27 protein-coding genes and 5 tRNA genes are annotated in these 26985 nt (G+C 70.1%); 19 read left to right on the forward strand and 13 right to left on the reverse strand.

Annotated elements, in window-relative coordinates; all coding sequences use genetic code 11:
* Positions 1-8: 8 nt before the first annotated feature.
* The 6 genes from GQF42_RS30445 to GQF42_RS30470 form a co-directional block, all read right to left on the reverse strand.
* Entirely contained in the window at positions 9-422 is a 414-nt protein-coding gene (locus GQF42_RS30445; protein WP_003993185.1) for a roadblock/LC7 domain-containing protein, read from the reverse strand.
* 10 nt (positions 423-432) lie between these two features.
* Positions 433-3660, reverse strand: coding sequence for a nitrate- and nitrite sensing domain-containing protein (locus GQF42_RS30450; protein ID WP_199272859.1), 3228 nt, complete (start codon positions 3658-3660; stop codon positions 433-435).
* 391 nt (positions 3661-4051) lie between these two features.
* Positions 4052-4627, reverse strand: coding sequence for a GTP-binding protein (locus GQF42_RS30455; RefSeq protein ID WP_158925177.1), 576 nt, complete (start codon positions 4625-4627; stop codon positions 4052-4054).
* Positions 4608-5006, reverse strand: coding sequence for a DUF742 domain-containing protein (locus GQF42_RS30460; protein WP_009190816.1), 399 nt, complete (start codon positions 5004-5006; stop codon positions 4608-4610). The genes GQF42_RS30455 and GQF42_RS30460 overlap by 20 nt, the downstream gene beginning before the upstream one ends.
* A gap of 112 nt (positions 5007-5118) precedes the next feature.
* On the reverse strand, positions 5119-5532 hold the full coding sequence (locus GQF42_RS30465) for a roadblock/LC7 domain-containing protein (RefSeq protein WP_037654657.1): 414 nt from the start codon (positions 5530-5532) through the stop codon (positions 5119-5121).
* A 9-nt stretch (positions 5533-5541) separates the two neighbouring features.
* Complete coding sequence (locus GQF42_RS30470; RefSeq protein ID WP_158925179.1) at positions 5542-9495, reverse strand: sensor histidine kinase; 3954 nt, start codon at positions 9493-9495, stop codon at positions 5542-5544.
* A 569-nt stretch (positions 9496-10064) separates the two neighbouring features.
* On the opposite strand from GQF42_RS30470, the gene GQF42_RS30475 reads away from it, so the two are divergent.
* The 9 genes from GQF42_RS30475 to GQF42_RS30515 all read left to right on the forward strand — a co-directional run bounded on the left by GQF42_RS30475 (position 10065) and on the right by GQF42_RS30515 (position 14026).
* Positions 10065-10253 carry a hypothetical protein gene (locus tag GQF42_RS30475; RefSeq protein WP_199272860.1) on the forward strand — a complete coding sequence of 63 codons (189 nt, stop codon included), beginning with the start codon at positions 10065-10067 and terminating at the stop codon, positions 10251-10253.
* A gap of 143 nt (positions 10254-10396) precedes the next feature.
* A complete protein-coding gene (locus tag GQF42_RS30480) occupies positions 10397-11185 on the forward strand; it encodes a fumarylacetoacetate hydrolase family protein (protein ID WP_158925181.1) in 789 nt (262 codons plus the stop codon).
* Positions 11178-12662 (forward strand): glutamate--tRNA ligase, encoded by a 1485-nt coding sequence (gltX, locus tag GQF42_RS30485; RefSeq protein ID WP_158925183.1) that lies wholly within the window; start codon positions 11178-11180, stop codon positions 12660-12662. Before GQF42_RS30480 ends, gltX begins: the two co-directional genes overlap by 8 nt.
* An 81-nt stretch (positions 12663-12743) precedes the next feature.
* The gene (locus GQF42_RS30490; RefSeq protein ID WP_199272861.1) at positions 12744-13475 is read left to right on the forward strand and encodes an HAD family hydrolase; all 732 of its coding nucleotides are present in this window, start codon (positions 12744-12746) and stop codon (positions 13473-13475) included.
* 90 nt (positions 13476-13565) lie between these two features.
* Positions 13566-13637, forward strand: a tRNA-Gln gene (locus GQF42_RS30495).
* A 21-nt stretch (positions 13638-13658) separates the two neighbouring features.
* Positions 13659-13731: transfer RNA gene (locus GQF42_RS30500), tRNA-Glu, on the forward strand.
* A 29-nt stretch (positions 13732-13760) separates the two neighbouring features.
* Positions 13761-13833 (forward strand) — tRNA-Glu (locus tag GQF42_RS30505).
* Positions 13834-13853: 20 nt separating this feature from the next.
* Positions 13854-13925, forward strand: a tRNA-Gln gene (locus GQF42_RS30510).
* 28 nt (positions 13926-13953) lie between these two features.
* A tRNA-Glu gene (locus tag GQF42_RS30515) sits at positions 13954-14026 on the forward strand.
* Between the two features lie 51 nt (positions 14027-14077).
* Here the strand turns inward: GQF42_RS30515 and GQF42_RS30520 are convergent.
* Positions 14078-14722, reverse strand: a complete 645-nt coding sequence (locus tag GQF42_RS30520) for a MerR family transcriptional regulator (RefSeq protein WP_158925185.1) — start codon at positions 14720-14722, stop codon at positions 14078-14080.
* An 88-nt stretch (positions 14723-14810) separates the two neighbouring features.
* Here GQF42_RS30520 and GQF42_RS30525 point away from each other — a divergent pair, with 88 nt between their 5' ends.
* Complete coding sequence (locus tag GQF42_RS30525; RefSeq protein ID WP_158925187.1) at positions 14811-15335, forward strand: DUF4188 domain-containing protein; 525 nt, start codon at positions 14811-14813, stop codon at positions 15333-15335.
* A 78-nt stretch (positions 15336-15413) separates the two neighbouring features.
* Here the strand turns inward: GQF42_RS30525 and ndgR are convergent, their stop codons facing one another.
* On the reverse strand, positions 15414-16130 hold the full coding sequence (gene ndgR / locus GQF42_RS30530; RefSeq protein ID WP_158925189.1) for an IclR family transcriptional regulator NdgR: 717 nt from the start codon (positions 16128-16130) through the stop codon (positions 15414-15416).
* Between the two features lie 195 nt (positions 16131-16325).
* Here ndgR and leuC point away from each other — a divergent pair, with 195 nt between their 5' ends.
* From leuC to GQF42_RS30550, 4 genes are all read left to right on the forward strand, one after another.
* Complete coding sequence (leuC, locus tag GQF42_RS30535) at positions 16326-17756, forward strand: 3-isopropylmalate dehydratase large subunit (protein ID WP_158925191.1); 1431 nt, start codon at positions 16326-16328, stop codon at positions 17754-17756.
* Between the two features lie 6 nt (positions 17757-17762).
* On the forward strand, positions 17763-18356 hold the full coding sequence (leuD, locus tag GQF42_RS30540; RefSeq protein WP_158925193.1) for a 3-isopropylmalate dehydratase small subunit: 594 nt from the start codon (positions 17763-17765) through the stop codon (positions 18354-18356).
* Between the two features lie 241 nt (positions 18357-18597).
* Complete coding sequence (locus GQF42_RS30545; protein WP_158925195.1) at positions 18598-18828, forward strand: SCO5555 family protein; 231 nt, start codon at positions 18598-18600, stop codon at positions 18826-18828.
* A gap of 136 nt (positions 18829-18964) precedes the next feature.
* On the forward strand, positions 18965-19609 hold the full coding sequence (locus GQF42_RS30550) for an HU family DNA-binding protein (RefSeq protein ID WP_158925197.1): 645 nt from the start codon (positions 18965-18967) through the stop codon (positions 19607-19609).
* A 99-nt stretch (positions 19610-19708) separates the two neighbouring features.
* On the opposite strand, the gene GQF42_RS30555 is transcribed toward GQF42_RS30550, so the two are convergent.
* Both GQF42_RS30555 and cofC read right to left on the reverse strand, forming a co-directional pair.
* Positions 19709-19912, reverse strand: coding sequence for a hypothetical protein (locus GQF42_RS30555; protein ID WP_158925199.1), 204 nt, complete (start codon positions 19910-19912; stop codon positions 19709-19711).
* Positions 19913-20029: 117 nt separating this feature from the next.
* Complete coding sequence (gene cofC / locus GQF42_RS30560; RefSeq protein WP_158925201.1) at positions 20030-20668, reverse strand: 2-phospho-L-lactate guanylyltransferase; 639 nt, start codon at positions 20666-20668, stop codon at positions 20030-20032.
* 153 nt (positions 20669-20821) lie between these two features.
* On the opposite strand from cofC, the gene GQF42_RS30565 reads away from it, so the two are divergent.
* The 3 genes from GQF42_RS30565 (at position 20822) to GQF42_RS30575 (ending at position 23838) form a co-directional block, all read left to right on the forward strand.
* Positions 20822-21592, forward strand: a complete 771-nt coding sequence (locus GQF42_RS30565) for a lysophospholipid acyltransferase family protein (protein ID WP_158925203.1) — start codon at positions 20822-20824, stop codon at positions 21590-21592.
* Entirely contained in the window at positions 21589-22599 is a 1011-nt protein-coding gene (locus tag GQF42_RS30570) for an NAD(P)H-dependent glycerol-3-phosphate dehydrogenase (RefSeq protein WP_158925205.1), read from the forward strand. The genes GQF42_RS30565 and GQF42_RS30570 overlap by 4 nt, the downstream gene beginning before the upstream one ends.
* A gap of 81 nt (positions 22600-22680) precedes the next feature.
* A complete protein-coding gene (locus GQF42_RS30575; RefSeq protein ID WP_158925207.1) occupies positions 22681-23838 on the forward strand; it encodes a D-alanine--D-alanine ligase family protein in 1158 nt (385 codons plus the stop codon).
* A gap of 12 nt (positions 23839-23850) precedes the next feature.
* Here GQF42_RS30575 and GQF42_RS30580 read toward each other — a convergent pair whose 3' ends face one another.
* The gene (locus GQF42_RS30580; protein ID WP_158925209.1) at positions 23851-24372 is read right to left on the reverse strand and encodes a DUF3515 domain-containing protein; all 522 of its coding nucleotides are present in this window, start codon (positions 24370-24372) and stop codon (positions 23851-23853) included.
* 20 nt (positions 24373-24392) lie between these two features.
* Positions 24393-24626, reverse strand: coding sequence for an Lrp/AsnC family transcriptional regulator (locus tag GQF42_RS30585; protein ID WP_003997603.1), 234 nt, complete (start codon positions 24624-24626; stop codon positions 24393-24395).
* 250 nt (positions 24627-24876) lie between these two features.
* Between GQF42_RS30585 and GQF42_RS30590 the strand changes: the two genes are divergently transcribed.
* Together GQF42_RS30590 and thiD are read left to right on the forward strand one after the other, a co-directional pair.
* Entirely contained in the window at positions 24877-25842 is a 966-nt protein-coding gene (locus GQF42_RS30590) for a thiamine-phosphate kinase (RefSeq protein ID WP_158925211.1), read from the forward strand.
* Positions 25839-26624, forward strand: a complete 786-nt coding sequence (gene thiD, locus GQF42_RS30595) for a bifunctional hydroxymethylpyrimidine kinase/phosphomethylpyrimidine kinase (RefSeq protein ID WP_158925213.1) — start codon at positions 25839-25841, stop codon at positions 26622-26624. Before GQF42_RS30590 ends, thiD begins: the two co-directional genes overlap by 4 nt.
* A gap of 120 nt (positions 26625-26744) precedes the next feature.
* Here the strand turns inward: thiD and rpmB are convergent, their stop codons facing one another.
* The gene (gene rpmB, locus GQF42_RS30600) at positions 26745-26930 is read right to left on the reverse strand and encodes a 50S ribosomal protein L28 (protein ID WP_003993230.1); all 186 of its coding nucleotides are present in this window, start codon (positions 26928-26930) and stop codon (positions 26745-26747) included.
* Positions 26931-26985: the final 55 nt, after the last annotated feature.

Raw genomic sequence — 26985 nt, forward strand, 5'->3', positions numbered from 1 at the left:
TCCGCTTATTAGTTGAGAAGGCTCCCCTGAAGCTCCGCACGGAGATCCGGGGTCAGGACCGTGCCCGCGCGGTCCACCAGAAGGGCCATCTCGTACCCGATGAGGCCGATGTCCGCTTCCGGGTGGGCCAGAACCGCGAGCGAGGAACCGTCGGATACGGACATGATGAAGAGGAATCCCCGCTCCATCTCCACAACCGTCTGGTTCACAGCGCCTCCCTCGAAGATCCGGGAGGCGCCTGCCGTCAGAGACGTCAGACCGGAGGCGACGGCCGCGAGTTGGTCGGCGCGATCGCGGGGGAAGCCTTCGGACATCGCCAGAAGGAGTCCGTCGGCGGAGACCACCACCGTGTGGGACACCCCCGGGGTGTTGTCCACGAAGTTGGTGATCAACCAGTTCAGGTTCTGTGCCGCCTGGCTCATCGGGCTCACACTAACGCTCCTGGTTGTAGGTGCTGTCAGGACCGAAGCCCTGGCCGTTCGTTTCACTGCCTGCGCTGCGCCCACGCTGGACGCCCCGTCGCAGGTTGCTCAGCCTGCCCCGGACGTCCTCCGGGGCGCGGGAGACCTGGGGGCCTCCCTGAGGGGTGCTCTCGGCGGCGCCCTCGACCAGGTTGGCCTTGGGTACCCGCCGCGGCAGGCCGGAGGCGGTGACCCCGCCGGCCTTGGGCTTGCGGAGCTGCGCGGCCTGCTGCCACCGCTCGTCGTTCGCCGAGCGCCAGTCGCCGTTGCCACCCGCCGCCGGAGCGTTGCCCGGTGCGGGAGCCGGCGCTTCCTGCTGCACGCGCGCCGTGCCGTTCGCAGCACTCGAGCCGTTGGGGCCGCTCGCGGTGGAACCGCGGCGGGGCAGCCCGGCGTCGGTCAGCCCGTGGCCGGCGGGAGAGGCCGGTCCCGGACGGTCGAAGCCTACGCGGTTCCGCTCACTCGCGTCAGCGGCCTGCGGGGATTGCGTTTCCGGAGCGTACTGGGCCGGATAGCCGTTCTGGTAGCCGTCCTGCTGGGGCCAGTCGTCCTGGTAGGAGTGCGCCTGGGCCGGCTCCGGGTACGCCGGATCGGGGTAACCGCCGTTGGCGGAGAAGCGGTCGCCCTGCGGCTGCGAGCCGTTCGGCGCGAAGTACTGCTCCTCGTACGAGCCGTGCTGCCGCTCCTCGTACGGAGCCTGCTGCGGTTCCTCGTACGAGACCTGCTGCTCCTCGTACGACCGCTCCTGGTACGGCTGCTGCGGCTGCTCCTGGAAGGCGTGCGGGCCGTCGAACAGCGGGTCGGCGTAGGCGGCGGGTGCCTCGGGCTCCGCCTGCGGCTCGGCCTGCGGCTGCCCGTGCGTCTGGGCCTCCAGGGCGGCGCGGCGCTCCTCACGCATGAGGGACCGGCCGACCGGGTCCAGATCGCGGATGTCGTCGGGGACCTCCGTGTACTGGCTGTCGTCGAAGCCGAGTTCGGCGGCGGTGCGCATCGGCTGCACCTGACCGAAGCTCTCACCCTGGAACTGCTGCTCCGGGATGATCTGCGAGACGGTGAACTCCTCGCGGTCCAGCGGCGCCTCGCCGCCACCGCCGTGCGTGATCGCGTCCGGCAGCATGACCAGGGAGGTCGTACCGGCCTGCTCGCCCGAGGGGCGCAGCTGGACCCGGATGCCGTGCCGGTCGGACAGCCGGCCGACCACGAACAGGCCCATGCGCTGGGAGATCGCGGCGTCCACCGTCGGCGGGTTGGCCAGCTTGTGGTTGATGTCCGCGAAGTCCTCGGCGGTCAGGCCGATGCCCTTGTCGTGGATCTCGATCATGATCCGACCGTCGGGGAGACGGGTGGCCGTGACGCGAACCTTGGTCTGCGGGGAGGAGAACGTCGTCGCGTTCTCCAGCAGCTCGGCGAGCAGGTGCACGAGGTCGGTGACCGCGCGGCCGTGGATCTCGGCCTCCGGGACGCCGGACAGCTCGATGCGCTCGTACTGCTCCACCTCGGAGGAGGCGGCGCGCAGCACGTCGACCAGCGGGACCGGCTGGTCCCAGCGGCGGCCGGGCTCCTCGCCCGCGAGGACCAGGAGGTTCTCGCCGTTGCGGCGCATACGGGTGGCCAGGTGGTCCAGCCGGAAGAGGTTCTCCAGCTGGTCCGGGTCGGCCTCGTTGTTCTCCAGGTCGGTGATCAGGGTCAGCTGGCCCTCGATCAGCGACTGGTTGCGGCGCGACAGGTTGGTGAAGATCGCGTTGATGTTGCCCCGCAGCAGGGCCTGCTCGGAGGCGAGCCGGACCGCCTCGCGGTGGACCTGGTCGAAGGCGCGGGCGACCTCGCCGATCTCGTCCTTGGTGGTGATCGGGATCGGGGTCACCCGGGTGTCCACCCGGCCGGGGTCGGTGCGCGAGAGCTGGTCGACCAGCATCGGCAGCCGCTGCTCGGCGATGCCGAAGGCGGCGTTGCGCAGCTGGCGCATCGAGCGGCTCATCTGGCGGGCCACGGCACCGGCCAGGATGAAGGCCAGCAGCAGCGCGACCACGACGACGGCACCGGTGGTGATCGCGGAGGTCTTGGCGTCGTCGGCGATGGTCGACGCCTCGTTCACCGCCTTGTCGGCCATGTCCGACTCGATCTGGCGGTAGGCGTTGAACTTGAGCGTGTTGACCGCCCACCAGTTCTCGGCGGTGACGCCCTTCTGGGCGAGCAACCCACGCGCGGCGGGGTCGGTGGAGTCGAGCGTGGCGAGCGCCGTGACCATCTTCTGCGGGTCGGACGGCGGCGGGATGTAACTCGGGTCCTTGCCCTTGGCCTGCTGGGCCATCGCCGCGGCCTGGGCCTGGATGTCCCTCTTCTCGGTGTCCAGCTTGTCAGCGTCCGCCTGGGTGCCACCGCCGATGTACTCCTCGACGGCGATGCCCTCCAGGTAGGCGTAGGAGGAGAGGGCGACGCGCTGGCTGGCCAGGTTGGGAGCGTCCGGACCCGGCTTGACCAGGATGTGCATGCCGATCGAGCGCTCCAGCGACAGGGCCGCCTTGGTGAGCGAGATGGCGTAGACGGTACGGCCGTAGGAGGTGATGTTGCCGGTGCCCAGGCCCAGCTCGTTGGCGAACTCCATCAGCGGGTGGGCGACCTTGACGTAGCCCTCCTCGGTCTGCACGCCCGGGAACTTGGTGGAGTACGCACCGGTGCGCAGCGTCTGCAGATAGGGCTCGGCCTCACGGAACAGCTTCAGCCGGCGCTCCAGGCCCGACTTGTGCGGCATGCTCTGGGCGGCCTGGTCGAAGGTGTCGGCGGCCTTGTCGGTCGCGGCGCGGGCCGCGGTGATGGTCGCCTTGTCCTGGGCGGTGGCGAGCTTGCCCTTGAGCAACGGAGCCGTGGTGGTGTCGCGCTCGTTGTACAGGGCATCGGCGTACGACAGCGAGGCGCGCACCAGGCGGGCGGTGCTCTCGGCGTCACGGGCCTGCTGCCAGGTGTCGATCGAGTTCTTCACCTGGAAGCCGCCCATGACGAGACCGACCGCCACGGGTATGAGCAGGATCGCGTTCAGTCTGGTCGGTACGCGCCAGTTGCGCGGGGAGAAACGGCCGCCGCTCGGCGCCTGAGGGGCCGCCGGCTCCGCACCGGTAACGGGGGTGGGCGCCGCAGCGCGCGGCGGCGGGGTGAAGTTGCCCCGCGCCGACGGCTCGGGACCGCTCTTGCTTCGCCTCACTCGACCAACAACCTCTCGGCGGTCGGCACCTACGTCGTGCCGCAGAGTCTCTCAGAGCCCGGTTCGTCATCGACCACTGAGTACGTCTTTGACCATTGGGCAGTTCAGGCATTCCAGCACGTGGACCAGTGCACTTCCAAACAGCGGAAACCTCTGAAGAGGGCTGATGTAAGCCCTAGATAAAACGGTCATAAAGAGCGAGCCCCGCCAAAAGGCGGGGCGTTTGTGAGCGCAGCGGTACTGCTCGAACGCGTCGCGTGGTGATACCCGGGGATTCCTCTGCCGAACTGTTATGAACACCGGAGCCGACCGTGTCAAAGGCCACAGTCGACTCCGGTCCGTTTACGGCAACTGCCGTACGGCACGTCGTACTTCGGTACGTATGTGCGAACTACCGCAAGCGCGCCATCAGGGCGTGTTCGACCAGCGTGATCAGCGCACTCTTGGCATCGGCGCGGTGGCGGGCGTCCGTCGTGATGATCGGGGCGTCCGGCCCGATCTGGAGCGCCTCGCGCACCTCGTCCGGGTTGTAGGGCTGCTGGCCGTCGAAGCCGTTGAGGGCGATGACGAAGGGCAGGCCGCTGTTCTCGAAGTAGTCGACGGCCGGGAAGCAGTCGGCCAGGCGCCGGGTGTCCACCAGGACGATCGCGCCGATGGCACCGCGTACCAGGTCGTCCCACATGAACCAGAAGCGGTCCTGACCGGGCGTACCGAAGAGGTACAGGATCAGGTCCTGGTCCAGGGTGATGCGGCCGAAGTCCATGGCCACCGTGGTGGTGGTCTTGTCTCCGGTGTGGGTGAGGTCGTCGATGCCGGCGCTGGCGGACGTCATGACGGCCTCGGTGCGCAGCGGGTTGATCTCCGAGACGGCGCCGACGAACGTGGTCTTGCCCACGCCGAAGCCGCCCGCCACCACGATCTTCGCGGAGGTGGTGGCCCGGCCCGCGTCAGAGCTTGCGAAGTCCACTGAGCACCCTTTCGAGCAGCGTCACATCCGGAGCGCCGCCGTTGTTCTCGTCGCCACCTGGCTGGTGAATGGCGACCAGGCCGGCCTCGGCGAGGTCGGCGACCAGGATCCGGGCCACACCGAGCGGCATGGCCAGCAACGCGGAGACCTCCGCGACCGACTTGACCTCACGGCACAGGTGGCAGATGCGCTGGTGCTCCGGGAGCAGCCCCATGAGCGCTGCCGGGTCGGCCGTGGTGCTGATCAGCGCCTCGATGGCGAGCTGGTAGCGCGGCCGCGTCCGGCCGCCGGTCATCGCGTACGGACGGACCAGCGGCTGGTCGCCCTCGTCCCCGTACGGTTCCGCGTACGGATCGTGATGGGCGGTGGGCGGGGTCATGAATCCTCCGGGCGGGACAGCAGGTCGGTCGGTCAAGCCGTCTGTCGGGGGCCGGTGGGGGGATTGTGGCGGCCGGACGGTGGTTTGGTGAGGTGGGTGGTGCCGGGGGCGGTCAGTGAAGCAGACTGCCTTGGAGTTCGGCGCGCAGGTCCGGGGTGAGGACCGCCCCTGCGCGGTCGACGAGCAGTGCCATCTCGTAGCCGACGAGACCGATGTCGCATTCGGGGTGGGCCAGGACCGCGAGGGACGACCCGTCCGAAATGGACATCAGGAAGAGAAACCCGCGCTCCATCTCGACGACCGTCTGCGCCACGGTGCCGCCCTCGAAGATCCGGGACGCCCCGGCCGTGAGGGAGGTCAGTCCGGACGCGACGGCCGCCAGCTGGTCGGCGCGGTCCCGCGGGAAACCTTCGGACATCGCCAGCAGAAGGCCGTCGGCGGAGACCACCACCGTGTGCGACACCCCCGGGGTGTTGTCCACGAAGTTGGTGATCAACCAGTTCAGGTTCTGTGCCGCCTGGCTCATCGGACTCAACTAACGCTCCTGCTGGTGAGTGGGGCTCGGGTAGCTGCCGGTCTGGCCGCTGCCGGCCTGACGGCCCTGAGCGATACCCCGACGGAGATTGGTCAGCCGCCCGCGTACGTCGTCAGGCGCACGCGAGACCTGCGGACCGGCTTGGTGCTGTTGCTGCTGGGCGGTACCCGGGACGAGGTTCGCCCGGGGCACCCGGCGCGGCAGGCCGGAGGTGGTGACACCACCGGCGGCGGGCTGCCGCACGCGCTCGGCCTGGCGGACGAGTTCGTCGTTCGGCGAGGTACGCCACGAGCCGGTGGCCGGACCGTTGCCGCTGCCGTTGTTGTTGGCGCTGCTGCCGTCCGCGTTGCCGCCGACACCGCGCTGCGGGGCCGGGGCGGGTGCCTGCGGCTGCTGCGGCGCGGGTGCACTCTCCTGCGGACCGCCGTGGAACCAGTTGGTCTCCAGCGTGTCGTACAGCGGGGTACGGCCGTCGACCGGGCCGCTGGCCGGCGGCAGGGCCTCCGGCTCACGGTGCACCGGACGCTGCGGCTGAGCCTGAGGCTGGGCCTGCGGAGCCGGCGGGCGCGGGGCGCCGAAGTCGTCCCGGGAGGCCGGCTGCGGACGCTCGAACTGGCCGGTGTGCCCCGGGTTCGGCCGCCCGGGCAGGGCGTGCTGCCCGGTGGAGCCCCCGTCGAAGCCGCCGTCGTACGCCTGCGGAGCGGCGAACCGTCCGGTGTTCTGCGCGCTGTCGTCCTGCCGCTCGGGTCCCGGGGTGCCGAAGACGTCGGAGCGGACGAACTGCTGCCCGGCACCCTGCTGACCGTCGCGGCCGTCGGGAGCGTCGAACCGGCCCGGCAGCTGCGGAGCCTCGGGCCGCTGGAACTGGCCGGTCTGCTGGGAGCTGTCGGGTCGCTGGAACTGGCCGGTCTGCTGGGAGCTGTCGGGTCGCTGGAACTGGCCCGTCTGCTGCGGAGCCTCGGGTCGCTGGAACTGGCCGGTCTGCTGCGGGCTGTCGGGCCGGGGGAACTGGCCCGTGCCCGGGGAGCCGCCCATGCCGTTCAGCTCCGCACGCGGGAACTCGCCCGTGGCGGACGGACCGTGGTCGTCGAACCGGGGTATCGCCGGCATCTCCGCGGTCGAGCCCGGACCCTGCCGGTCGTCGACGCGCGGCATGCGCGCGGTGTGCGCCGGGTCCTGCTCGTCGTGGCCGCGCGGGGTGTCCAGCGAGGCCCGCGACAGCGGTGCCCCGGAGTCGCTCCAGCCAGGGGTGCGCGGCTGCGGGTCGCCGCCGGGCAGCTCGGCCCGCGGACCGCCGCGCGGCGGAAGCTGGGGCTGACGGCTCTGCTCGGAGGGGGCACCGGGGCGCTGCGGGCCACGGCCGCCGAAGGCGTCCTGCTGCGGCCCGGCCGGGTTCGCGGCCTGCAGGCCCTGCGGGGCGCCCGGCGTCTGACCGCCGAAGCCGCCCGCACCGGAACCCGCGGGCACCGGCCGGCCCTGCTGCGGACCGCCGAGACCAGCGGGACCGCCCTGGGGGCCACGCGCACCGCCCGGCGCACCGGGACGGCCGCCCTGGCCGGCGCCGGGCAGTGCCGCCCGGGGACCCTGGCCGGCACCGACCTGACCGCGCGGGGCGGGACCGGCGCCGAGCAGACCGCCGCCGGCCGGGGCGCCGCCGCCCGCGTTGCCGGCCTGCCGCCGGGCCGCGGCCGCACCCGCGGCGGCCTGCGCGGCGGCGGGGCCACCACTCGCGCCGGGACCGCCGGGCTTGCCCGGACCGGGCTTCTTGCCGCCCTGGGCCACATCCACGGGCAGCATGACCAGCGCGGTCGTACCACCGGAGTCGGACGGGCGCAGCTGGATGCGGATGCCGTGCCGCTGGGACAGCCGGCCGACCACGAAGAGGCCCATGCGCCGGGAGACGGAGACGTCCACGGTGGGCGGCGAGGCGAGCCGCTCGTTGATCGCCGCGAGGTCCTCGGGGGACAGGCCGATACCGGTGTCGTGGATCTCGATCAGCACACGGCCGTCGGGCAGCGCGTGACCGGTGACCTTGACCTTGGTCTGCGGCGAGGAGAAGGAGGTGGCGTTCTCGAGCAGCTCGGCGAGCAGGTGCACGAGGTCGTTGACCACGCGGCCGGCGACCTCGGTGGTGGGCACCGAGGCCAGCTCGATGCGCTCGTACTGCTCCACCTCGGACGCGGCGGCACGGAGCACGTCGACCAGCGGGACCGGACGGGTCCAGCGCCGGCCGGGCTCCTCACCGGCGAGGACGAGCAGGTTTTCGCCGTTACGGCGCATACGCGTGGCGAGGTGGTCCAGCTTGAACAGCGAGGACAGCTGGTCCGGGTCGGCCTCGCGGGACTCCAGTTCGGAGATGAGCGACAGCTGGCGCTGGATGAGGCCCTGGGAGCGGCGCGAGAGGTTGGTGAACATCGCGTTGACGTTGCCCCGCAGCAGGGCCTGCTCGGCGGCGAGGCGGACCGCCTCGCGGTGCACGTCGTCGAAGGCCGCGGCCACCTGGCCGATCTCGTCCCGGGAGTGCACACCGACCGACTCCACGGACGTGTCGACGTCCTGCGGGTCGGACTCGGACAGCTGCTTGACCAGCTCGGGCAGACGGTCCTGGGCGACCTTGGTGGCGGTCTCCTGGAGCCGGCGCAGCGAGCGGATCATGGAGCGGGCCACGACGAACGCGCCGACCAGCGACACGCCGAGCACGAGCAGGATCAGCGCACCGGAGATGATCGCGTCCTGCTGGGTGGCGCTCTTCAGCTCGCGGGCCTTCTGCTCCATCTCCTCGAGCAGCGTGTGCTCGATCTTCTTCATCTGCTCGATCTTGGTCGAGCTGTCGTCCACCCAGTCGCGGTAGGACCGCGCCGGCAGCTGCTGCATACCGGTGGAGGACTCGAAAGCGCGCTTGGCGTAGGTGTCGGCGGCCTCGATCGTCGGGTTGCCCTCGTCGATCGGCTTGAGGAGTTCCTCGGCGTTCTGGCTGGCGTAGATCTTGCGGAAGATCGCCAGCTCGGAGTTCTCGCTCTCGTACGCCGACTCGCCGTAGAGGCGGTCGTTGTCGGAGAGGTCGCCCTTGGACGAGGTGGTCGCGGGCAGCGCGGCGGCGATCGTCGCGCGCTGGACCGAGGCGTACTCCTTGGCGGTGGAGAAGGCCGCCAGGGCGCGGGTGCGGGAGATCATCTCCGGGTTGCTGGACGCCTCGGCCATGTCCTGGGAGAGGCTGATCAGCTGGGTGATCAGGCGGTGGTACGACTCGATGGTCTGCGTCGAGTTGCCCTGCGCCTGGTAGGCGGACCGGCGGATCTTGGCCAGGTCGTCCAGCTGGTTGGCGAGGCCGACGAGCGCGTCGCGCACGCCCTGGAGGTTGCCGTCCTTGCTCGCCGCGTCGATCTGCTCGGAGGCGTCGAGGAAGTTCTCGCGGGCCCGGTCGGTCTTCTCCTGGTAGCCCTTGACCGTGTAGTCGGTCGCCTTCAGGCCGTGGGCCAGCGGACCGGCGGACTGGTCGCGCTCCTCCTGGAGCGCGGCGGCCAGCTCGGTGGCCTGCTTGGTCATGTCCGTCAGCAGCTTCATGTTGTCGAGCTGCTGGATGTCCGTGATGTTCTGGTCGATGCGCAGCGCGCCCAGCGAGGTCGCCGCGACCACGGGGAGGGCGAGCAGCGAGACCAGACGCGTGGAGATGCGCCAGTTGCGCAGGGCCATGCGTGAGCCGGGGCCGCTGGGTCCCTTGACGGGCTTCACGGCGGGTGTGGGGGTGTTGGTCCCACCGGCGGCCGACGCCGTCGGCGAGGAGGCCGGTCCGGACAGGCCGGGGCGCCCGCCGCGTTCACCGCCGTCGCCGGACGAGGCCGAACCCGGGTTCTGGGCGTGCTGGGGCGAGGAACTGCCCTTCATGGGGCCAGTCCCGTCGTGCGGCTCCGGCTCCGCCGAAGCGCTGCCATCCCTCTTGAAACGTCCCTGCACTAGCGTCGCAACCTCTGGACCAGGCGCCCCTCCGCGCGAACGGCGGGACACGGTGTCGGCGTGTGGAGAGCGCCCTGAAAACGCCCCCCGATGGTCTTGAGTGACCGGCGCTGGTTCCCCCTATCTCGCCGCCGCTCGGCGCTGCGTCGCGCCCCCTGTGCGCCGGCTCGATCCTGCGGCGGTCCGTGGAATTCCAGCACAGTGCCGGATCTCCAACAAGGGCCGTGGACCGAGCCGTGACCTAGGTGACGGGCTGTGAGGGCCGTGTCACCAGCCGTGGAGGCTTATCCCGTGCATAACGGGCGTATCCCTGCGAGTTACCGGTCGACGCCAGGTGTCCCAGTCGCCATGATCAGGAGCGGAATGATGGCTTCAGGTGGTCAATGTCCGTTTCGTTAGGGCGGTTTGCCGGAGGGATATGACCTCTTTGTCCGCGACGTCGTGAGCAAACTCACACGCACCACAGGCGCAGTTGGCGTCATCGGCGGGGAATCGGATGTTTAGCCTGACGCTTTACAAGAGGGACGACTCTGCAAACCCACTCGACCAGAGGGCACAGGACGACAACGGTGAAGACGACGATGATGTTCCACAAGATCGCCAACCCGCGGCGCACGACCCTGGCGCACCTGAAGGACGCCGGTGAACTGCAGACGCCGGAGCTGCCGGAGCACTCCCTCGACCTTCCGATGCAGACGGCCAACCCCAGGCGCACCGTCCTGGTGGACGTCCCGGCTCCGGCGGTCGCCGCAGAGTAGCCGACCGACGCTCACCTATTCCGCTGAATTCCGGGCACCGGGGAATTCGGCGGACCGCATTTCCGGGAGGAATCCGGCCCATCCACCGGTTAACCTGGGGCGTCAGTACGCCGGTTCTCAAGTGTGAGGGGCGCAAGGATCCCGTGCGCATCGCCAGGTTCTCCATCGACGGGAACGTCGCCTTCGGCGCGGTCGAGGGCGACAAGCAGGACGAACTTGTCCTGGACATCATCAAGGGCATTCCCTACGGCGTGGACTTCGAGCTGAGCGGTGTCAAGGTCCCGCTGAGCAAGGTCAGGCTCCTGCCCCCGGTCATCGGCAACAAGATCGTGGCCTTCGGGCGCAACTACGCGGACCACGCGAAGGAGCTGGGCAACGAGGTCCCCGAGGCGCCGTTCGCCTTCTTCAAGCCGAGCACCTCGATGATCGCCTCCGGCGACGCGATCCAGTACCCGTCGTTCTCGCAGGAAGTGCACTACGAGGCCGAGCTGGCCGTCGTCATCGGCCGGATGTGCCGTGAGGTCCCGCGCGAGCGCGTCAAAGACGTGATCTTCGGCTACACCTGCGCCAACGACGTCACCGCGCGCGACGTGCAAAAGCGCGAGAAGCAGTGGGCCCGGGCCAAGGGCTTCGACACCTCCTGCCCGCTCGGCCCCTGGGTGGAGACGGACCTGGACCTCAGGCGCGCCAACGATCTGACCATCCAGCTCACCGTCAACGGCGAGCAGCGCCAGCTGGGCCGCACGAGCGAGATGATCCACCCCATCGAGGACCTGGTCGTCAACATCTCCGAGGCCATGACCCTGCTCCCCGGCGACGTCATCCTCACCGGCACCCCCGCGGGGGTCGGCCCCCTGAACGTCGGCGACGAGGTCGCCGTCACCATCGAAGGCATCGGCACTCTCACCAACAAGGTTGTCAAGCGTGGCTAGCGCATCCGGCTCTCCCGTACGCGTCCGTTTCTGTCCCTCGCCCACCGGTAACCCCCACGTGGGCCTGGTCCGCACCGCCCTGTTCAACTGGGCGTTCGCCCGGCACCACCAGGGCACGCTGGTCTTCCGCATCGAGGACACCGACGCGGCCCGCGACTCCGAGGAGTCGTACAACCAGCTGCTCGACGCGATGCGCTGGCTGGGCTTCGACTGGGACGAGGGCCCCGGGGTCGGCGGCCCGCACGCGCCGTACCGCCAGTCGCAGCGCATGGACATCTACCAGGATGTCGCGGCCAAGCTTCTGGACGCCGGTCACGCCTACCACTGCTACTGCTCCCAGGAGGAGCTGGACTCCCGCCGCGAGGCCGCCCGCGCCGCCGGCAAGCCCTCCGGCTACGACGGCCACTGCCGCGACCTGAGCGCCGCGCAGGTGGAGGAGTACAAGGCCCAGGGCCGTACCCCCATCGTCCGCTTCCGGATGCCCGACGAGACGATCACCTTCACCGACCTGGTGCGCGGCGAGCTGACCTTCACGCCCGAGAACGTGCCGGACTACGGCATCGTCCGCGCGAACGGCGCCCCGCTCTACACGCTGGTCAACCCGGTCGACGACGCCCTGATGGAGATCACCCACGTCCTGCGCGGCGAGGACCTGCTCTCCTCCACCCCGCGCCAGATCGCCCTGTACAAGGCGCTGACCGAGCTGGGCATCGCCAAGCAGACCCCCGCCTTCGGCCACCTGCCCTACGTGATGGGCGAGGGCAACAAGAAGCTGTCCAAGCGTGACCCGCAGGCGTCGCTGAACCTCTACCGCGAGCAGGGCTTCCTGCCCGAGGGCCTGCTCAACTACCTGTCCCTGCTGGGCTGGTCGCTCTCCGCGGACCAGGACATCTTCACGATCGAGGAGATGGTCGCGGCCTTCGACATCTCCGACGTGAACCCCAACCCGGCGCGCTTCGACCTGAAGAAGTGCGAGGCGATCAACGCCGACCACATCCGCATGCTGGATGTGAAGGAGTTCACCGAGCGCTGCCGCCCGTGGCTGAGGGCCCCGTTCGCCCCCTGGGCGCCGGAGGACTTCGACGAGGCGAAGTGGGAGGCGATCGCCCCGCACGCCCAGACCCGTCTGAAGGTGCTGTCGGAGATCACCGACAACGTCGACTTCCTGTTCCTGGCCCAGCCGGCCGAGGACGAGGCCTCGTGGGCCAAGGCGATGAAGGAGGGCTCCGACGCCCTGCTGCGCACCGCCCGCGAGAAGCTCGAGTCGGCGGACTGGACCTCCGCCGAGTCGCTGAAGGAGGCCGTTCTCGCCGCCGGCGAGGCGCACGGCCTCAAGCTGGGCAAGGCCCAGGCCCCGGTCCGTGTGGCCGTCACCGGCCGCACGGTCGGCCTGCCGCTCTTCGAGTCCCTCGAGGTCCTGGGCAGGGAGAGGACGCTGGCCCGCATCGACGCGGCCCTCGCCAGGCTCGCCGCGTAACCGCCCGGCAACCGCAGGGGCGGCATCCGGAAGTGTCCGGATGCCGCCCCTGTCGTGTTCCTCACGGGATAGGTTCGAATCATGACGATCAGAGCCGTGGTCTGGGACGTGGACGACACCCTGTTCGACTACACCGCAGCGGACCGGGAGGGCATGCGCGCCCATCTCGCGTCCGAGGGGCTGCTCGCCTGGTACGGCGGGCCCGACGAGGCGCTCCAGTGGTGGCGGGAGTGCACCGACCGGCAGTGGGCGCGGTATGCGGCGGGCGAGAACACCTTCGAGGGGCAGCGGCGCGAACGCGTCCGGTACTTCCTGGGCGAGCCGCTCGGCGACGCCGACGCCGACGCCTGGTTCGAGCGCTACCTGAGCCACTACCAGGCCGCCTGGCGGCTGTTCCCGGACGCCGTGCCCGCGCTGGACGCCCTCGCCGCCAGCCACCGGCACGCGGTGCTGTCCAACTCCAGCATCGCGGTCCAGGAGCACAAGCTGCGCACGCTCGGCATCCGCGACCGCTTCGAGACCGTCCTGTGCGCCGCCGAGCTGGGGGTCTCCAAGCCGGCCCCCGGGGCCTTCCTGGCGGTCTGCGAGGCCCTCGCCCTGCCCGCGCACGAGGTGGCGTACGTCGGCGACCACCCGGAGATCGACGGGCGGGGTGCCGCCGAGGCCGGGCTGCTGTCCGTATGGATCGACCGCGGGACGGCCCACCGGGACACGGGCGAGCCGGTCGTGGCACACCGGATCACGACCCTCACCGAACTCCCCGCGCTCGTCCACGCGGATACCCGTTTTGGAGCCCCGTCCACCTTCGGGTAATGTTCTTCCTGCGCCGAGGGGAGCGGGCCGGAAGGCCGGAACCTCAAGGAGCACGCTAGAACGAGAACCCCGCAGGGGCTTGAGTTCCAGTGGCCTATGGTGTAATTGGCAGCACGACTGATTCTGGTTCAGTTAGTCTTGGTTCGAGTCCAGGTAGGCCAGCTCGCAGAGCTTATCTGCAAAGCCCCCGTTGTGTAGCGGCCTAGCACGCTGCCCTCTCAAGGCAGTAGCGCCGGTTCGAATCCGGTCGGGGGTACTGATCCTGAACTTGTCGGGATCGCTAGGGCCCCCGTTGTGTAGCGGCCTAGCACGCCGCCCTCTCAAGGCGGTAGCGCCGGTTCGAATCCGGTCGGGGGTACGACTGGTCTAAACCATCATTGGTCTATGGTGTAATTGGCAGCACGACTGATTCTGGTTCAGTTAGTCTTGGTTCGAGTCCAGGTAGACCAGCTCGGACCTGCGGAAACGCAGTGTCCAGGCCCCCGTTGTGTAGCGGCCTAGCACGCCGCCCTCTCAAGGCGGTAGCGCCGGTTCGAATCCGGTCGGGGGTACAAGACGAAGGCCCTTCGCTTCAGCGAAGGGCCTTCGCTGCATCTCCGGGTTCATTCGAACCCGTACCTCCGCGCCGACTCCTCCTCCTGCGCCAGCCGGCGCAGCGCCTGGAGCATCGGCTCGGCGAGGACCGCCCCGATCACCGCGACCTCCGCCTTCTCGGCCTCCGAGGAGTGCGTCTCCACGAAGTCCAGGTCGAGCGCCGCCGCCCGGTGCATCAACTCGGCATAGGCGACCATCCGTTCAGAGGTCCAGTCGTAGCCGAGCCGCCTGAACGCGGCCACCGCGACGACGAGCGAGCGGTACGCGGGCGAAATGGTCACCAGTGCCTGTGCGTTCGTCCAGCCCAGCTCCTCCAGCAGCTGGTCCACCTCGCGATGTGCGGCCTGCACGTACTCGTCCTGCGCGTCCGGCTCCGGCACCTGCGGCAGCGCCCACAGGGCCGCGCCCATGCGGATCGTCCGGCCCAGCGACTCGTCGTCGACATGTCCCAGCACCTCCCGGACCGTGGCCACCGGGAGTCCGCCGACCTGGATCATCGCGCGCACCAGCCGCAGCCGGCGCAGGTGCTCGTCGCCGTACTCCGCCGTCGTCGTGTTGATCTGGCGGCCGGACGGCAACAGCCCTTCGCGCAGGTAGTACTTGATCGTCGCGGTGGACACCCCGCTGCGTCTGCTCAACTCCGCCAGCCGCATCTCTTGCGCCTCTCCTTGGGAAGTGCCACTATCCAATCATTGCCCAGATGGATAGCACCGCTATCCGATCGAGGACGAGGGGGTCGCGATGTTCGCCCAACCGGTGTCCGGCCGCACCACTGCGGCGGCGGAGGGTGATGTGGTGGTCCTCCTGATCGGCATGCGCGTCAATCACTTCTGGGCGGTGCACCAGTGGCTCCCGGTGATGCTGTCGATGTTCCGCATGCTGGGGGAGCTTGCCCGCGACAGGAGCCGGGGGCTGCTGGGGCGCGTGCTGCTGACGGCCTCGCCGCGGACGTACTACGTCGTCCAGTACTGGGAGTCCAAGGAGAAGCTGTACGCCTACGCGACCGCACCCGACGCCCTGCACCACCGTGCCTGGGCGCTGGTCAACCGCAAGGAGCGGGCCGGGAAGGTGCGCGGACACGTGGGCATCTGGCACGAGACCTACATCGTGCCGGAGGGTTCCTACGAGTCGATCTACGGCGACATGCCGGCGTTCGGGCTGGCCGCCGCGCACGGGCAGGTGCCGATCGCCGAGCGGGGCCGCCGGGCGACGGACCGGTTCGCGTACCGCTCCGGGCGGGCGCCGAAGGCCGAGAAGACCGGCTGACCGAGGGGGGTCGGGGGACGAGAGAGGGCCTGCCGCGGCGTTGAGGCAGGCCCTCTCTCGTATTCCGGGAAGCGGGGCTCAGCCCGAGCGCCGCAGGGCCTCGGAGAGGCGGCCGGCGGCGTCGATGACCGCCTGGGCGTGCATACGGCCCGGGTGGCGGGTCAGGCGCTCGATCGGACCGGAGACGGACACCGCGGCCACCACGCGGCTGGAGGGGCCGCGGACGGGCGCGGAGACGGAGGCGACGCCCGGCTCGCGCTCGCCGATGGACTGGGCCCAGCCGCGCCGCCGTACGCCCGACAGTGCCGTCGCCGTGAAGCGGGCGCCCTGCAGGCCGCGGTGCAGGCGCTCCGGCTCCTCCCAGGCCATGAGGATCTGCGCCGAGGAGCCGGCCTTCATCGTGAGTGTGGAACCGACCGGGACCGTGTCCCGCAGTCCGGACAGGCGTTCCGCCGCGGCCACACAGATACGCATGTCACCCTGGCGTCGGTAGAGCTGTGCGCTCTCGCCGGTGACGTCGCGGAGGTGGGTGAGCACCGGGCCGGCAGTGGCGAGCAGGCGGTCCTCGCCGGCCGCAGCCGCCAGCTCCGCAAGACGCGGGCCGAGAATGAATCGGCCCTGCATGTCGCGTGCCACCATGCGGTGGTGTTCCAGGGCCACGGCCAGGCGGTGGGCCGTGGGTCGTGCCAGTCCGGTGGCGCCGACCAGACCCGCGAGGGTGGCCGGACCGGACTCCAGAGCGCTCAGGACGAGGGCCGCCTTGTCCAGAACGCCGACGCCGCTACTGTTGTCCATGCAACGATACTCACGTCTCACTCTGTGAAACGCAAGTTCAATTTTCCGTGGAACGCGCCACTCTGGAACCACACAGGCGGCCCGCAGACCAACGGGCCCGGTGGTGGACGTCCGAACACACACCTGGGGCGCGGGCGTCTCCTCCTCAAGATCTCTAGTTGTGCCGGCGGAGCTTTGCCGGCCGGAGGGAAAGCGATGGGTAGGACACTCGCGGAGAAGGTCTGGGACGACCACGTCGTCCGGCGCGCCGAGGGCGAGCCCGACCTCCTCTACATCGATCTGCACCTGCTGCACGAGGTGACCAGCCCGCAGGCCTTCGACGGGCTGCGCAAGAGCGGTCGCCAGGTGCGGCGTCTCGACCTCACCATCGCGACCGAGGATCACAACACCCCGACCCTCGACATCGACAAGCCCATCGCGGACCCCGTCTCCCGCGCCCAGCTGGAGACGCTGCGCAAGAACTGCGCGGAGTTCGGGGTACGGCTGCACCCGCTGGGCGACGTCGAACAGGGCGTCGTGCACGTCGTCGGCCCGCAGCTGGGTCTGACGCAGCCCGGTACGACGGTCGTCTGCGGCGACTCGCACACCTCGACGCACGGTGCCTTCGGCGCGCTGGCGTTCGGCATCGGCACCTCGCAGGTCGAGCACGTGCTGGCCACCCAGACGCTGCCCATGGCCCGCCCGAAGACCATGGCCATCACCGTCGAGGGCGAGCTGCCCGAGGGTGTCACGGCCAAGGACCTGATCCTGGCGATCATCGCGAAGATCGGCACCGGCGGCGGCCAGGGCTACGTCCTGGAGTACCGCGGCGCCGCCATCGAGAAGCTCTCGATGGAGGCCCGGATGACCATCTGCAACATGTCGATCGAGGCCGGCGCCCGCGCGGGCATGATCGCCCCGGACGAGACCACCTTCGCGTACATCAAGGGCCGCGCCCACGCCCCCGAGGGCGAGGACTGGGACGCCGCCGTCGCGTACTGGAAGACCCTGCGTACCGACGAGGACGCGGTCTTCGACGCCGAGGTCGTCATCGACGCCGCCGCGCTGTCGCCGTTCGTCACCTGGGGCACCAACCCCGGCCAGGGCGCGCCGCTTTCGGCGTCCGTCCCCGACCCGGCTTCGTACGAAGACGCATCGGAGCGCTTCGCCGCCGAAAAGGCCCTGGAATACATGGGGTTGGAGGCCGGCCAGCCGCTGCGCTCCATCAAGGTGGACACCGTCTTCGTAGGCTCCTGCACCAACGGCCGCATCGAGGACCTGCGCGCCGCCGCGGCGGTCCTGCAGGAGCGCAAAGTCGCCGACGGCGTACGGATGCTGGTCGTGCCCGGCTCCGCGCGGGTCGGTCTGCAGGCCGTCTCCGAGGGCCTGGACGTGGTCTTCAAGGAGGCCGGCGCCGAATGGCGGCACGCGGGCTGCTCGATGTGCCTCGGCATGAACCCCGACCAGCTGGCCCCCGGTGAGCGCTCCGCGTCCACCTCCAACCGCAACTTCGAGGGCCGGCAGGGCAAGGGTGGCCGTACGCACCTGGTGTCGCCGCAGGTCGCGGCCGCCACGGCCGTTCTGGGCCACCTCGCCTCGCCCGCCGACCTGACCGACGTAACCGCCGCCGCGCCCGCTGGAGTCTGATCAGCCATGGAAGCATTCACCACGCACACCGGCCGGGCCGTCCCGCTGCGCCGCAGCAACGTCGACACGGACCAGATCATCCCTGCTCACTGGCTCAAGAAGGTGACCCGGGACGGTTTCGAGGACGGGCTGTTCGAGGCCTGGCGCAAGGACCCCGAGTTCGTCCTCAACCGCCCCGAGCGGCAGGGCGCGACCGTTCTGGTCGCCGGGCCCGACTTCGGCACCGGCTCCTCCCGTGAGCACGCCGTCTGGGCGCTGCAGAACTACGGCTTCAAGACCGTGATCTCCTCCCGATTCGCCGACATCTTCCGGGGCAACTCGCTGAAGAACGGCCTGCTCACGGTGGTCCTGGAGCAGAAGATCGTGGACGCGCTGTGGGAGCTGACCGAGTCGGACCCGCAGGCCGAGATCACCGTCGACCTGCAGAACCGCGAGGTGCGCGCCGAGGGCGTCACCGCCTCCTTCGAGCTGGACGAGAACTCCCGCTGGCGGCTGCTGAACGGCCTGGACGACATCTCCATCACGCTCCAGAACGACACCGACATCGCCGCCTACGAGGCCAAGCGGCCGTCCTACAAGCCGCGGACGCTCCAGGTCTGATTTCGGCCACGGCAACACCCCGCCTGTACCCCCGATCGCCACGATTGGGGGTACAGCCATGTCTGGCCCCGGACGGACCTGCGCACCTCCTGGACGGCGCTCAACTTCCCACGTTAGGCGAGGCGTTGACGGGGTAGGTGAGTGCAGTGATCGCGTCCTCCGCAAGTGCCTGGAAGGCCATTTGAGGCGGCAGTTACACCCTGCGCAGGCGACAACTCGCCCCAGATGGCACAATCTGTGCATGGAACACGACGGCCAACTCCAGCTCTATGCGGCGGTCGCGAACCAGCTCAAGGAAGCGCATGCAAGGGTGCGCGCACTGCAAGTCCCGGAGGGCGTACGGATGGCGCTGACCCGGAAGCTGCTGGTCATTACGGCCGCGGCCAAGCACGATCTCGCCGCGGCGGCAAGGCGACTCGAGCGGTTCAATGCGGACCTCGACGAGGGGCGGATCCCCGAAGAGGACCGCTGAACAGCCCGGGACCGTCGAGTCCGTTGCGGCACAAGGGTGATAAGCCCGTTTCGTGTTTGATTTGCGGTATATATCTGCCTAACGTGCGAAAAAGCTTGAACACTTTCGTTCTGGCGATGTCTCCGAAGGGGAAGACGTGAACAAGGCGCAGCTCGTAGAAGCGATTGCCGACAAGATGGGTGGCCGCCAGCAGGCTGCCGATGCTGTCGATCATGTCCTGGACGCCATCGTCCGCGCGGTCGTCGCGGGCGAGCGGGTCTCGGTCACCGGCTTCGGGTCCTTCGAGAAGGTGGACCGCCCCGCCCGTTACGCCCGTAACCCTCAGACGGGCGAGCGGGTTCGGGTCAAGAAGACCTCCGTGCCGCGCTTCCGTGCGGGTCAGGGCTTCAAGGACCTGGTGAGCGGCTCCAAGAAGCTGCCCCGGGGCGGCGAGGTCGCGGTCAAGAAGGCGCCCAAGGGCAGCCTGACCGGCGGCGCTGCCGCGACAGTCAAGAAGGCCGCGGCGAAGAAGACCACCAAGGCGGCCGCGAAGAAGGTCACGGCCAAGAAGGCGGCTCCGGCGAAGAAGACGACGGCCGCCGCGAAGAAGGCCGCGGCGAAGAAGGCCATCGTCAAGAAGACCGCGGCGGCGAAGACCACCGCGGCGAAGAAGGTCGCCGCCAAGAAGGCGACCGCGAAGAAGGCCCCGGCCAAGAAGGTCACCGCGAAGAAGGCGCCGGCCAAGAAGTCGACGGCCCGCAAGACCACGGCGAAGAAGGCCACCGCCCGCAAGGCGTCGTAGGCCGCCGCCGGGCACTGACGCGCCGGGCCGGACTCCCCTGGGGAGCCCGGCCCGCGGCGTGTGCGGGGGGCTCTCGGGGCAGTTACCGGGTCTGCCCGCTCACAGGGTCTGCAGGGTGACGAGTGTGATCCGCCGGGCGTCGCCCTCGCCCTCGGTCTCGATCCGCACCCGCTGCCCGGGACGCAACAGCAGCAGGCCTCCGGCGTCGAACGCCGCGGTGTCGTACGGCACGGGGGTGCCGTCGTCGAGCAGCACCTGGCCGCTGCGGGTTTCCGGGTCGTAGCTGTATGCCGTGGCCTGCATGACGGCCAGCCTAATGCCGACCGCGGTGAGGGGCCTCGCCGTGGGGCCTGTGCCACGTCGCCCGGTGCGGGTCGGCCGCGGCTGCGGGCGCAGTTCCCCGCGTCCGTCGAGGGCGCTTCAGGAACCCGGGATCAGCAAACCGGCCGAAGCCGCGGCCGTATACGGTCCCACCCCCAGGGTCAGTGCCGCGCGCAGATCGTCCCCGGTGTCGACGTCCTGTCGTACCGAATCCACATCCGCCAGCGTCAGTTCCGTCGCGCCCGAGGCCCTGTGGCGGATACGGGAATCGATGCCGAAGGCCGGCCGCAATTCCTCTTCCGGGCCCGCTGCCAGCAGTGTCGTACCGATCGCGACAGCGTCCGCGAGAAAAGCGCGCGGGAATTCCGCGGCAGCGGCCAGCACACGGCCCAGCTGCGCGGGCCGCAGTGCCGGCAGATCGGCGTTCAGGGCCGCTACGGCCGCGCCGGGGTGCAGAGCACGCACGGCAGCCGCGCCGTGCGCCAGAGCGGCGTTCAGGCCGCCTGCCGGAGTGTCCGGGACGATCCGCGCGCCGAGTGCCGCCAGCTCGCGCCCGGCCAACTCGTCATCGGTGACGACCGCCACACCCGCCACTGTCGTGCAGGCCAGCGCCGCGGCCACCGTGTCCTGGGCGAACGCCAGGGCCAGCCCGGGACGCACCCCGTCCGCGGCCGTGTCCGACAGCCTGCTCTTGGCCCGCGCCAGAGGCTTCAGCGGGATGACCAAGGTCCACTGCACCGGCGTACCGTCCCTCTCTTGTCGCGCTCATTGTCACCCGGCGCATCCGGGGACACGGGAGGTGGGGCGTACCGTGTTCTCGACAGACCGGCGGCCCGGGGCGAGACTTGTGCGGCCCCCGCCGGGGTGGCGTCCCTAGAGGAAGGTGTCCTTGTGCCCCGCCGCAGAATCGGCTTCTGGTACCGCTTCGCCGCGGTGATCTGCAAACCGCCGCTGGTGGTTCTGATCAAGCGGGACTGGCGCGGAATGGAGCACATTCCGGCCGAGGGCGGATTTATCACCGTGGTGAACCACAATTCCCACGCGGACCCCTTCGCGTACGCGCACTATCAGTACAACACCGGTAGGGTTCCGCGATTCCTGGCGAAGAGCGGGCTTTTCAAGAAGGGATTTGTCGGCGCCGCCATGCGCGGTACCGGGCAGATCCCCGTCTACCGCGAGTCCACCGACGCGCTCAGCGCCTTCCGGGCCGCGATCGACGCCGTGGAGCGCGGCGAGTGCGTCGCCTTCTACCCCGAGGGCACCCTGACCCGCGACCCGAACGGCTGGCCCATGACCGGCAAGACGGGCGCCGCGCGCGTGGCCCTGCAGACCAAGTGCCCGGTCGTCCCGGTCGCCCAGTGGGGCGTCAACGAACTGCTCCCGGCGTACGCCAGGAAGCCGAACCTCTTCCCGCGCAAGACCCATCACGTGCTCGCGGGCCCGCCCGTGGACCTCACGCGCTTCTACGACAAGGAGATGACCCCGGACCTGCTCAAGGAGGCCACCGAGGTCATCATGGCGGCCATCACCCGCCAGCTCGAGGAGATCCGCGGCGAGAAGGCGCCCGAGACGCCCTACGACCCGCGCCGCGAGCGCATCGAGCAGCGCCGCCGCACCCAGGCACAGACGCAGGGCAAGGAACCGGAAGGGCAGGGCAAGTGAGCAAGGCGGTCAAGGCGGCGGTCTTCAGCGCCGGTTCGTGGGGCACGGCCTTTGCCATCGTGCTCGCCGACGCCGGGTGCGAGGTCACCCTGTGGGCCCGGCGTGCCGAGGTCGCGGAGGCGATCAACACCACCCGCACCAACCCCGACTACCTGCCGGGTGTCGAACTTCCCGAGAACGTCCGGGCGACCACCGACCCCGCCGAGGCCGCGGCCGGCGCCGACTTCACGGTCCTGTCCGTCCCCTCCCAGACCCTGCGCGAGAACCTCGCCGAGTGGACCCCGCTGCTCGCCCCGGACACCGTCCTCGTCTCCCTGATGAAGGGCGTCGAACTCGGCTCCACCATGCGGATGAGCGAGGTCATCGAGGACGTCGCCAAGGTCGGCGCCGATCGCATCGCGGTCGTCACCGGGCCCAACCTGGCCCGTGAGATCGCCGCCCGCATGCCCGCCGCCGCCGTCGTCGCCTGCACCGACGAGGCCGTCGCCCGGCGCCTGCAGGCCGCCTGCCACACGCCGTACTTCCGGCCGTACACGGAGACCGACGTGGTGGGCTGCGAGCTGGGCGGTGCCGTGAAGAACGTCATCGGGCTCGCCGTCGGCATCGCCGACGGCATGGGGCTCGGCGACAACGCCAAGGGCTCGCTGATCACCCGCGGCCTCGCCGAGACCGCGCGGCTCGGCGTCGCGCTCGGCGCCGACCCGCTGACCTTCTCCGGGCTCGCGGGCCTCGGCGACCTGGTGGCCACCTGCTCCTCGCCGCTGTCGCGCAACCACACCTTCGGCACCAACCTCGGCAGGGGCATGACCCTGCAGGAGACCATCGCGGTCACCAGGCAGACGGCCGAGGGCGTCAAGTCCTGCGAGTCGGTGCTGGATCTGGCCCGCCGGCACGGTGTCGACATGCCGATCACCGAGACGGTCGTCGCCATCGTGCACGAGGGCAAGTCGCCCGTGGCCGCCGTCAAGGAACTGATGTCGCGCAGCGCGAAGCCTGAACGACGCTGAGCGAAGGCGCTCGCCTTTGTTCGTTCCGGGCCGGAGCCGACGCTGTCTCCGGGCTCTACCAACGGGTACTCTCAACGCGATATGAGCACCGAGAACCTTCCCCAGAGCCCTGAGCAGCCGTCGCGGAAGCCGCGCGTGGCCGTCGTGTTCGGTGGGCGCAGCTCCGAACACGGGATCTCCACGGTCACCGCGGGCGCCGTCCTGAACGCCATCGACCGGACGAAGTACGACGTGCTGCCGATCGGTATCACGCGCGAGGGCCGTTGGGTGCTGACGGCCGACGAGCCGGAGCGGATGGCCATCACCGACCGGCGCGTGCCCGCCGTCGAGGACATGGCGGAGTCGGCCGAAGGCGGCGTGGTGCTCCCCGTCGACCCCGCGAACCGCGAGGTCGTCTACAGCGAGCCCGGCTCCGTGCCCAAGGCGCTCGGCGAGGTCGACGTGGTCTTCCCGGTGCTGCACGGCCCGTACGGCGAGGACGGCACCCTCCAGGGCCTGCTGGAGCTGTCCGGGGTGCCGTACGTGGGCGCCGGTGTGCTCGCCTCGGCCGTCGGCCAGGACAAGGAGTACATGAAGCGGATCTTCACGTCCTACGGGCTCAAGGTCGGCCCGTACATGGTGATCCGGCCGCGCGAGTGGGCGCAGGACGAGTCCGCCGCCCGTAAGAAGATCGTCGACTTCGCCGGCGAGCACGGCTGGCCGCTGTTCGTGAAGCCCGCACGCGCGGGTTCGTCGATCGGCATCACCAAGGTCGACGACCTGTCCGGCCTGGACGAGGCGATCGCCACCGCGCAGGCCCACGACCCCAAGATCCTGGTCGAGGCCGGCGTGCGGGGCCGCGAGATCGAGTGCGGCGTGCTGGAGTTCGAGGACGGCCCGCGCGCCTCCGTACCGGCCGAGATCCCGCCGCCGGACGCGCACGCGTACTACGACTTCGAGGCCAAGTACATCGACTCCACGCCCGGTATCGTCCCCGCGCCGCTGACGGCGCAGGAGACGGCGCAGGTGCAGGAGCTGGCGGTACAGGCCTTCGAGGCCGTTTCCTGCGAGGGGCTGGTCCGCGCGGACTTCTTCCTCACCGAGGACGGCGAGTTCGTGATCAACGAGGTCAACACCCTGCCCGGCTTCACACCGATCTCGATGTACCCGCAGATGTGGCAGGCCAGCGGCATCGGCTACCCCGAGCTGATCGACCGCCTGGTGCAGGCGGCGCTGCGCCGCTCGACCGGCCTTCGCTGAGCGGCCGGCCGGTCACCCGCGCATGGAGGCGATCCCCGTGGGGATCGCCTTCTTCACGGCCGGCGCGAGATCCGTGAGGATTCCCGTGCCCTCGTCCTGCGCGGACATCCCCTTGGGCAGACTGATCTGCACATAGGCCGCGCGGCCCGCCGTGGTGAACCGCCAGGTGCCGTCGCTCTGCTTCTCCATCAGCCAGTCGACGCCGTCGACCCCGCCCGCGATGGCGTCGGGGTCACCGCCCTCGGCCACCTTGGGATCGATCATCTTCGGCGGCCGTACGACACCGCAGCGCAGTATGATCGCCGGGCTTCCCCAGCCCGCCGTGTAGGCGGACCGGGGTTCGGGGTCGTTGCGGCTCCGTCCGTCGAGCTTCTGCGGCAGCACCGGACGCAGATCCCGGCACACCGGCGCCGTCTTCGCGTCGGGGCTGGGAACCGCCACCGCGGCGCTGTCGTCTGCCGAGGAACAGCCCGCGACCGCGATCAACAGCGCGGGCGCGAGCACGGCGAAGGGCCGGTGGCGGAAGATGTTCACCGGCCAAGCGTAGACGGGGGCTACAGATGCACGACCGGACAGGTCAGGGTGCGCGTGATGCCGTCCACTTGCTGGACCTTCGCGACCACCATGCGACCGAGGTCGTCGACCGTGTCGGCCTGGGCGCGCACGATGACGTCGTACGGACCTGTCACGTCCTCGGCCTGGATCACTCCAGGGATCTTGCTGATGGTCTCGGCGACGGTCGACGCCTTGCCGACCTCCGTCTGGATCAGGATGTACGCCTGTACCACGGAACCTCCAAGGCGGCCACGAGGATCATGTGGGGAAAAGGAACGCCACGGTATCGCGTCGCCGCTCCCCTGGGGGAGACCTGCGGGAACCGGGCTTGCGCGCCAGGGTGCAGGCACGACGGAGGTTGACGGTCGTTCTCGACCACGACGGACGGTCATCCCGACCGCAACGACGGTCATCTCGACCGTATCGGGGACACTGATGTCGCGCGAGTGGGCGCGGCACAGCAGAGAAGGGGAGCCAAGGGAAATGAAGGGCACTGTTGGTGAGCTAGGGGAGTTCGGGCTCATCAGGGAGCTCACCTCCCGTCTCACCACCACCCCGGCGGTCCGGATCGGCCCCGGCGACGACGCCGCGGTGGTCGCCGCACCCGACCGGCGTGTGGTGGCGAGCACCGACATCCTGCTGGAGGGCCGGCACTTCCGCCGCGACTGGTCCACGGCCTACGACGTCGGCCGCAAGGCCGCCGCACAGAATCTCGCCGACATCGCCGCGATGGGCGCCGTACCGACCGCGCTGCTGCTCGGCCTGGTCGTCCCGGCCGAACTCCCGGTGACGTGGCCGAGCGAGATGATGGACGGGCTGCGCGACGAGTGCCAGGTGGCGGGTGCCTCCGTGGTCGGCGGGGACGTCGTGCGCGGCGACACGATCATGGTGTCGATCACCGCGCTCGGCGATCTGCGCAACCAGGAGCCCGTCACGCGCGCGGGTGCCCAGCCCGGCGACCTGGTGGCCGTCACAGGCTGGCTGGGCTGGTCCGCGGCCGGCTACGCGGTCCTGTCCCGGGGCTTCCGCTCGCCGCGCGCCTTCGTCGAGGCCCACCGCCGTCCCGAGCCGCCGTACCACGCGGGCCCGGCCGCCGCCGCGCTCGGTGCGACCGCGATGTGCGACGTGAGCGACGGGCTGATCGCCGACCTCGGGCACATCGCCGAGGCCAGCAAGGTCCGTATCGACATCCGCTCCGGTTCGATCGACATCCCGACCCAGATGAACGACATCGGCCAGGCCGTCGGCGTGGACCCGATGCAGTGGGTGCTGACCGGGGGAGAGGACCATGCGATCGTGGCGACCTTCCACCCGGACACCAAGCTGCCGGCCCGCTGGAAGGTCATCGGGGAGGTCCTCAACCCCTCCGCGCTGCCCCAGGTGACCGTCGACGGGGCGCCCTGGACCAGCAAGGGCGGCTGGGACCACTTCGGGGACATCGAGTCATGATCCCTCGCGTATTGACGGTGGCGGGCTCGGACTCCGGCGGAGGCGCGGGCATCCAGGCCGATCTCAAGACGATGCTGGCGCTCGGCGTGCACGGAATGAGCGTGATCACGGCCGTGACCGCGCAGAACTCCCTGGGCGTCCAGGGCGCCTGGGAACTGCCCGTGGAGGCGGTACGGGCCCAGTACCGCAGTGTCGTGGACGACATCGGGGTCCAGGCCGTGAAGACCGGCATGCTGGCCTCCACGGAACTGGTCGAGGCGGTCGCCGAGTTGATCTCCGGTACCGACGTCCCGGTCGTGGTGGACCCGGTCGGTGTCTCCAAGCACGGCGACCCGCTGCTGGCCGCCACGGCGCTGGATTCGGTCCGTACGAAGCTGCTCCCGGTGGCCACGGTCGCCACCCCGAACCTCGACGAGGTGGCCCAACTCACAGGGGTGCGCGTCGAGTCGGAGGGCGATCTACGACGGAGCGCGCAGGCCGTGCTGGCCCACGGGCCGCGCTGGGTGCTGATCAAGGGCGGCCACCTGGCGGGCGACGCCGTGGACCTGCTGACGGACGGCTCCGCGGAGCACTGGCTGCGGGCGCCCCGCCACGACAACCGGCACACGCACGGCACGGGCTGCACCCTGGCCTCCGCGGTCGCGTCGGGGCTGGCGAAGGGGCTGAGCGTGCCGGAGGCCGTCACCGAGGCCAAGGAGTACGTCACCGGGGCGATCGCGGCCGGGTTCGCGCTGGGTGCGGGGATCGGCCCGGTGGACCACGGCTGGCGCTTCCGGGCCTGATGCGCGGGACTGCACGGCTGTGCGGGCCCGATGCGCGGGTACGGCAAAAAGCCGGTCCACCCTGAGGTGGACCGGCTCAGTGCAGCGAACCAGCAGTGGCCGCGCGCTCAGCTGTTGGCGTCAGCGCGAGACCTTGCCGGCCTTGATGCACGAGGTGCAGGCGTTCACGCGCTTCGGCGTCCCGCCGACCACGGTACGCACACGCTGGATGTTCGGGTTCCAGCGGCGAGACGTACGGCGGTGCGAGTGCGAGATGTTGTTGCCGAAGCCCGGCCCCTTGCCGCAGACGTCGCAGTTGGCAGCCACGGGTCACTCCAAAGACTTCAGATGCACTTACGGTTGATCCCGGCATGCCGGGATC

It is taken from the genome of Streptomyces broussonetiae, assembly GCF_009796285.1.
GTDB lineage: Bacteria > Actinomycetota > Actinomycetes > Streptomycetales > Streptomycetaceae > Streptomyces > Streptomyces broussonetiae.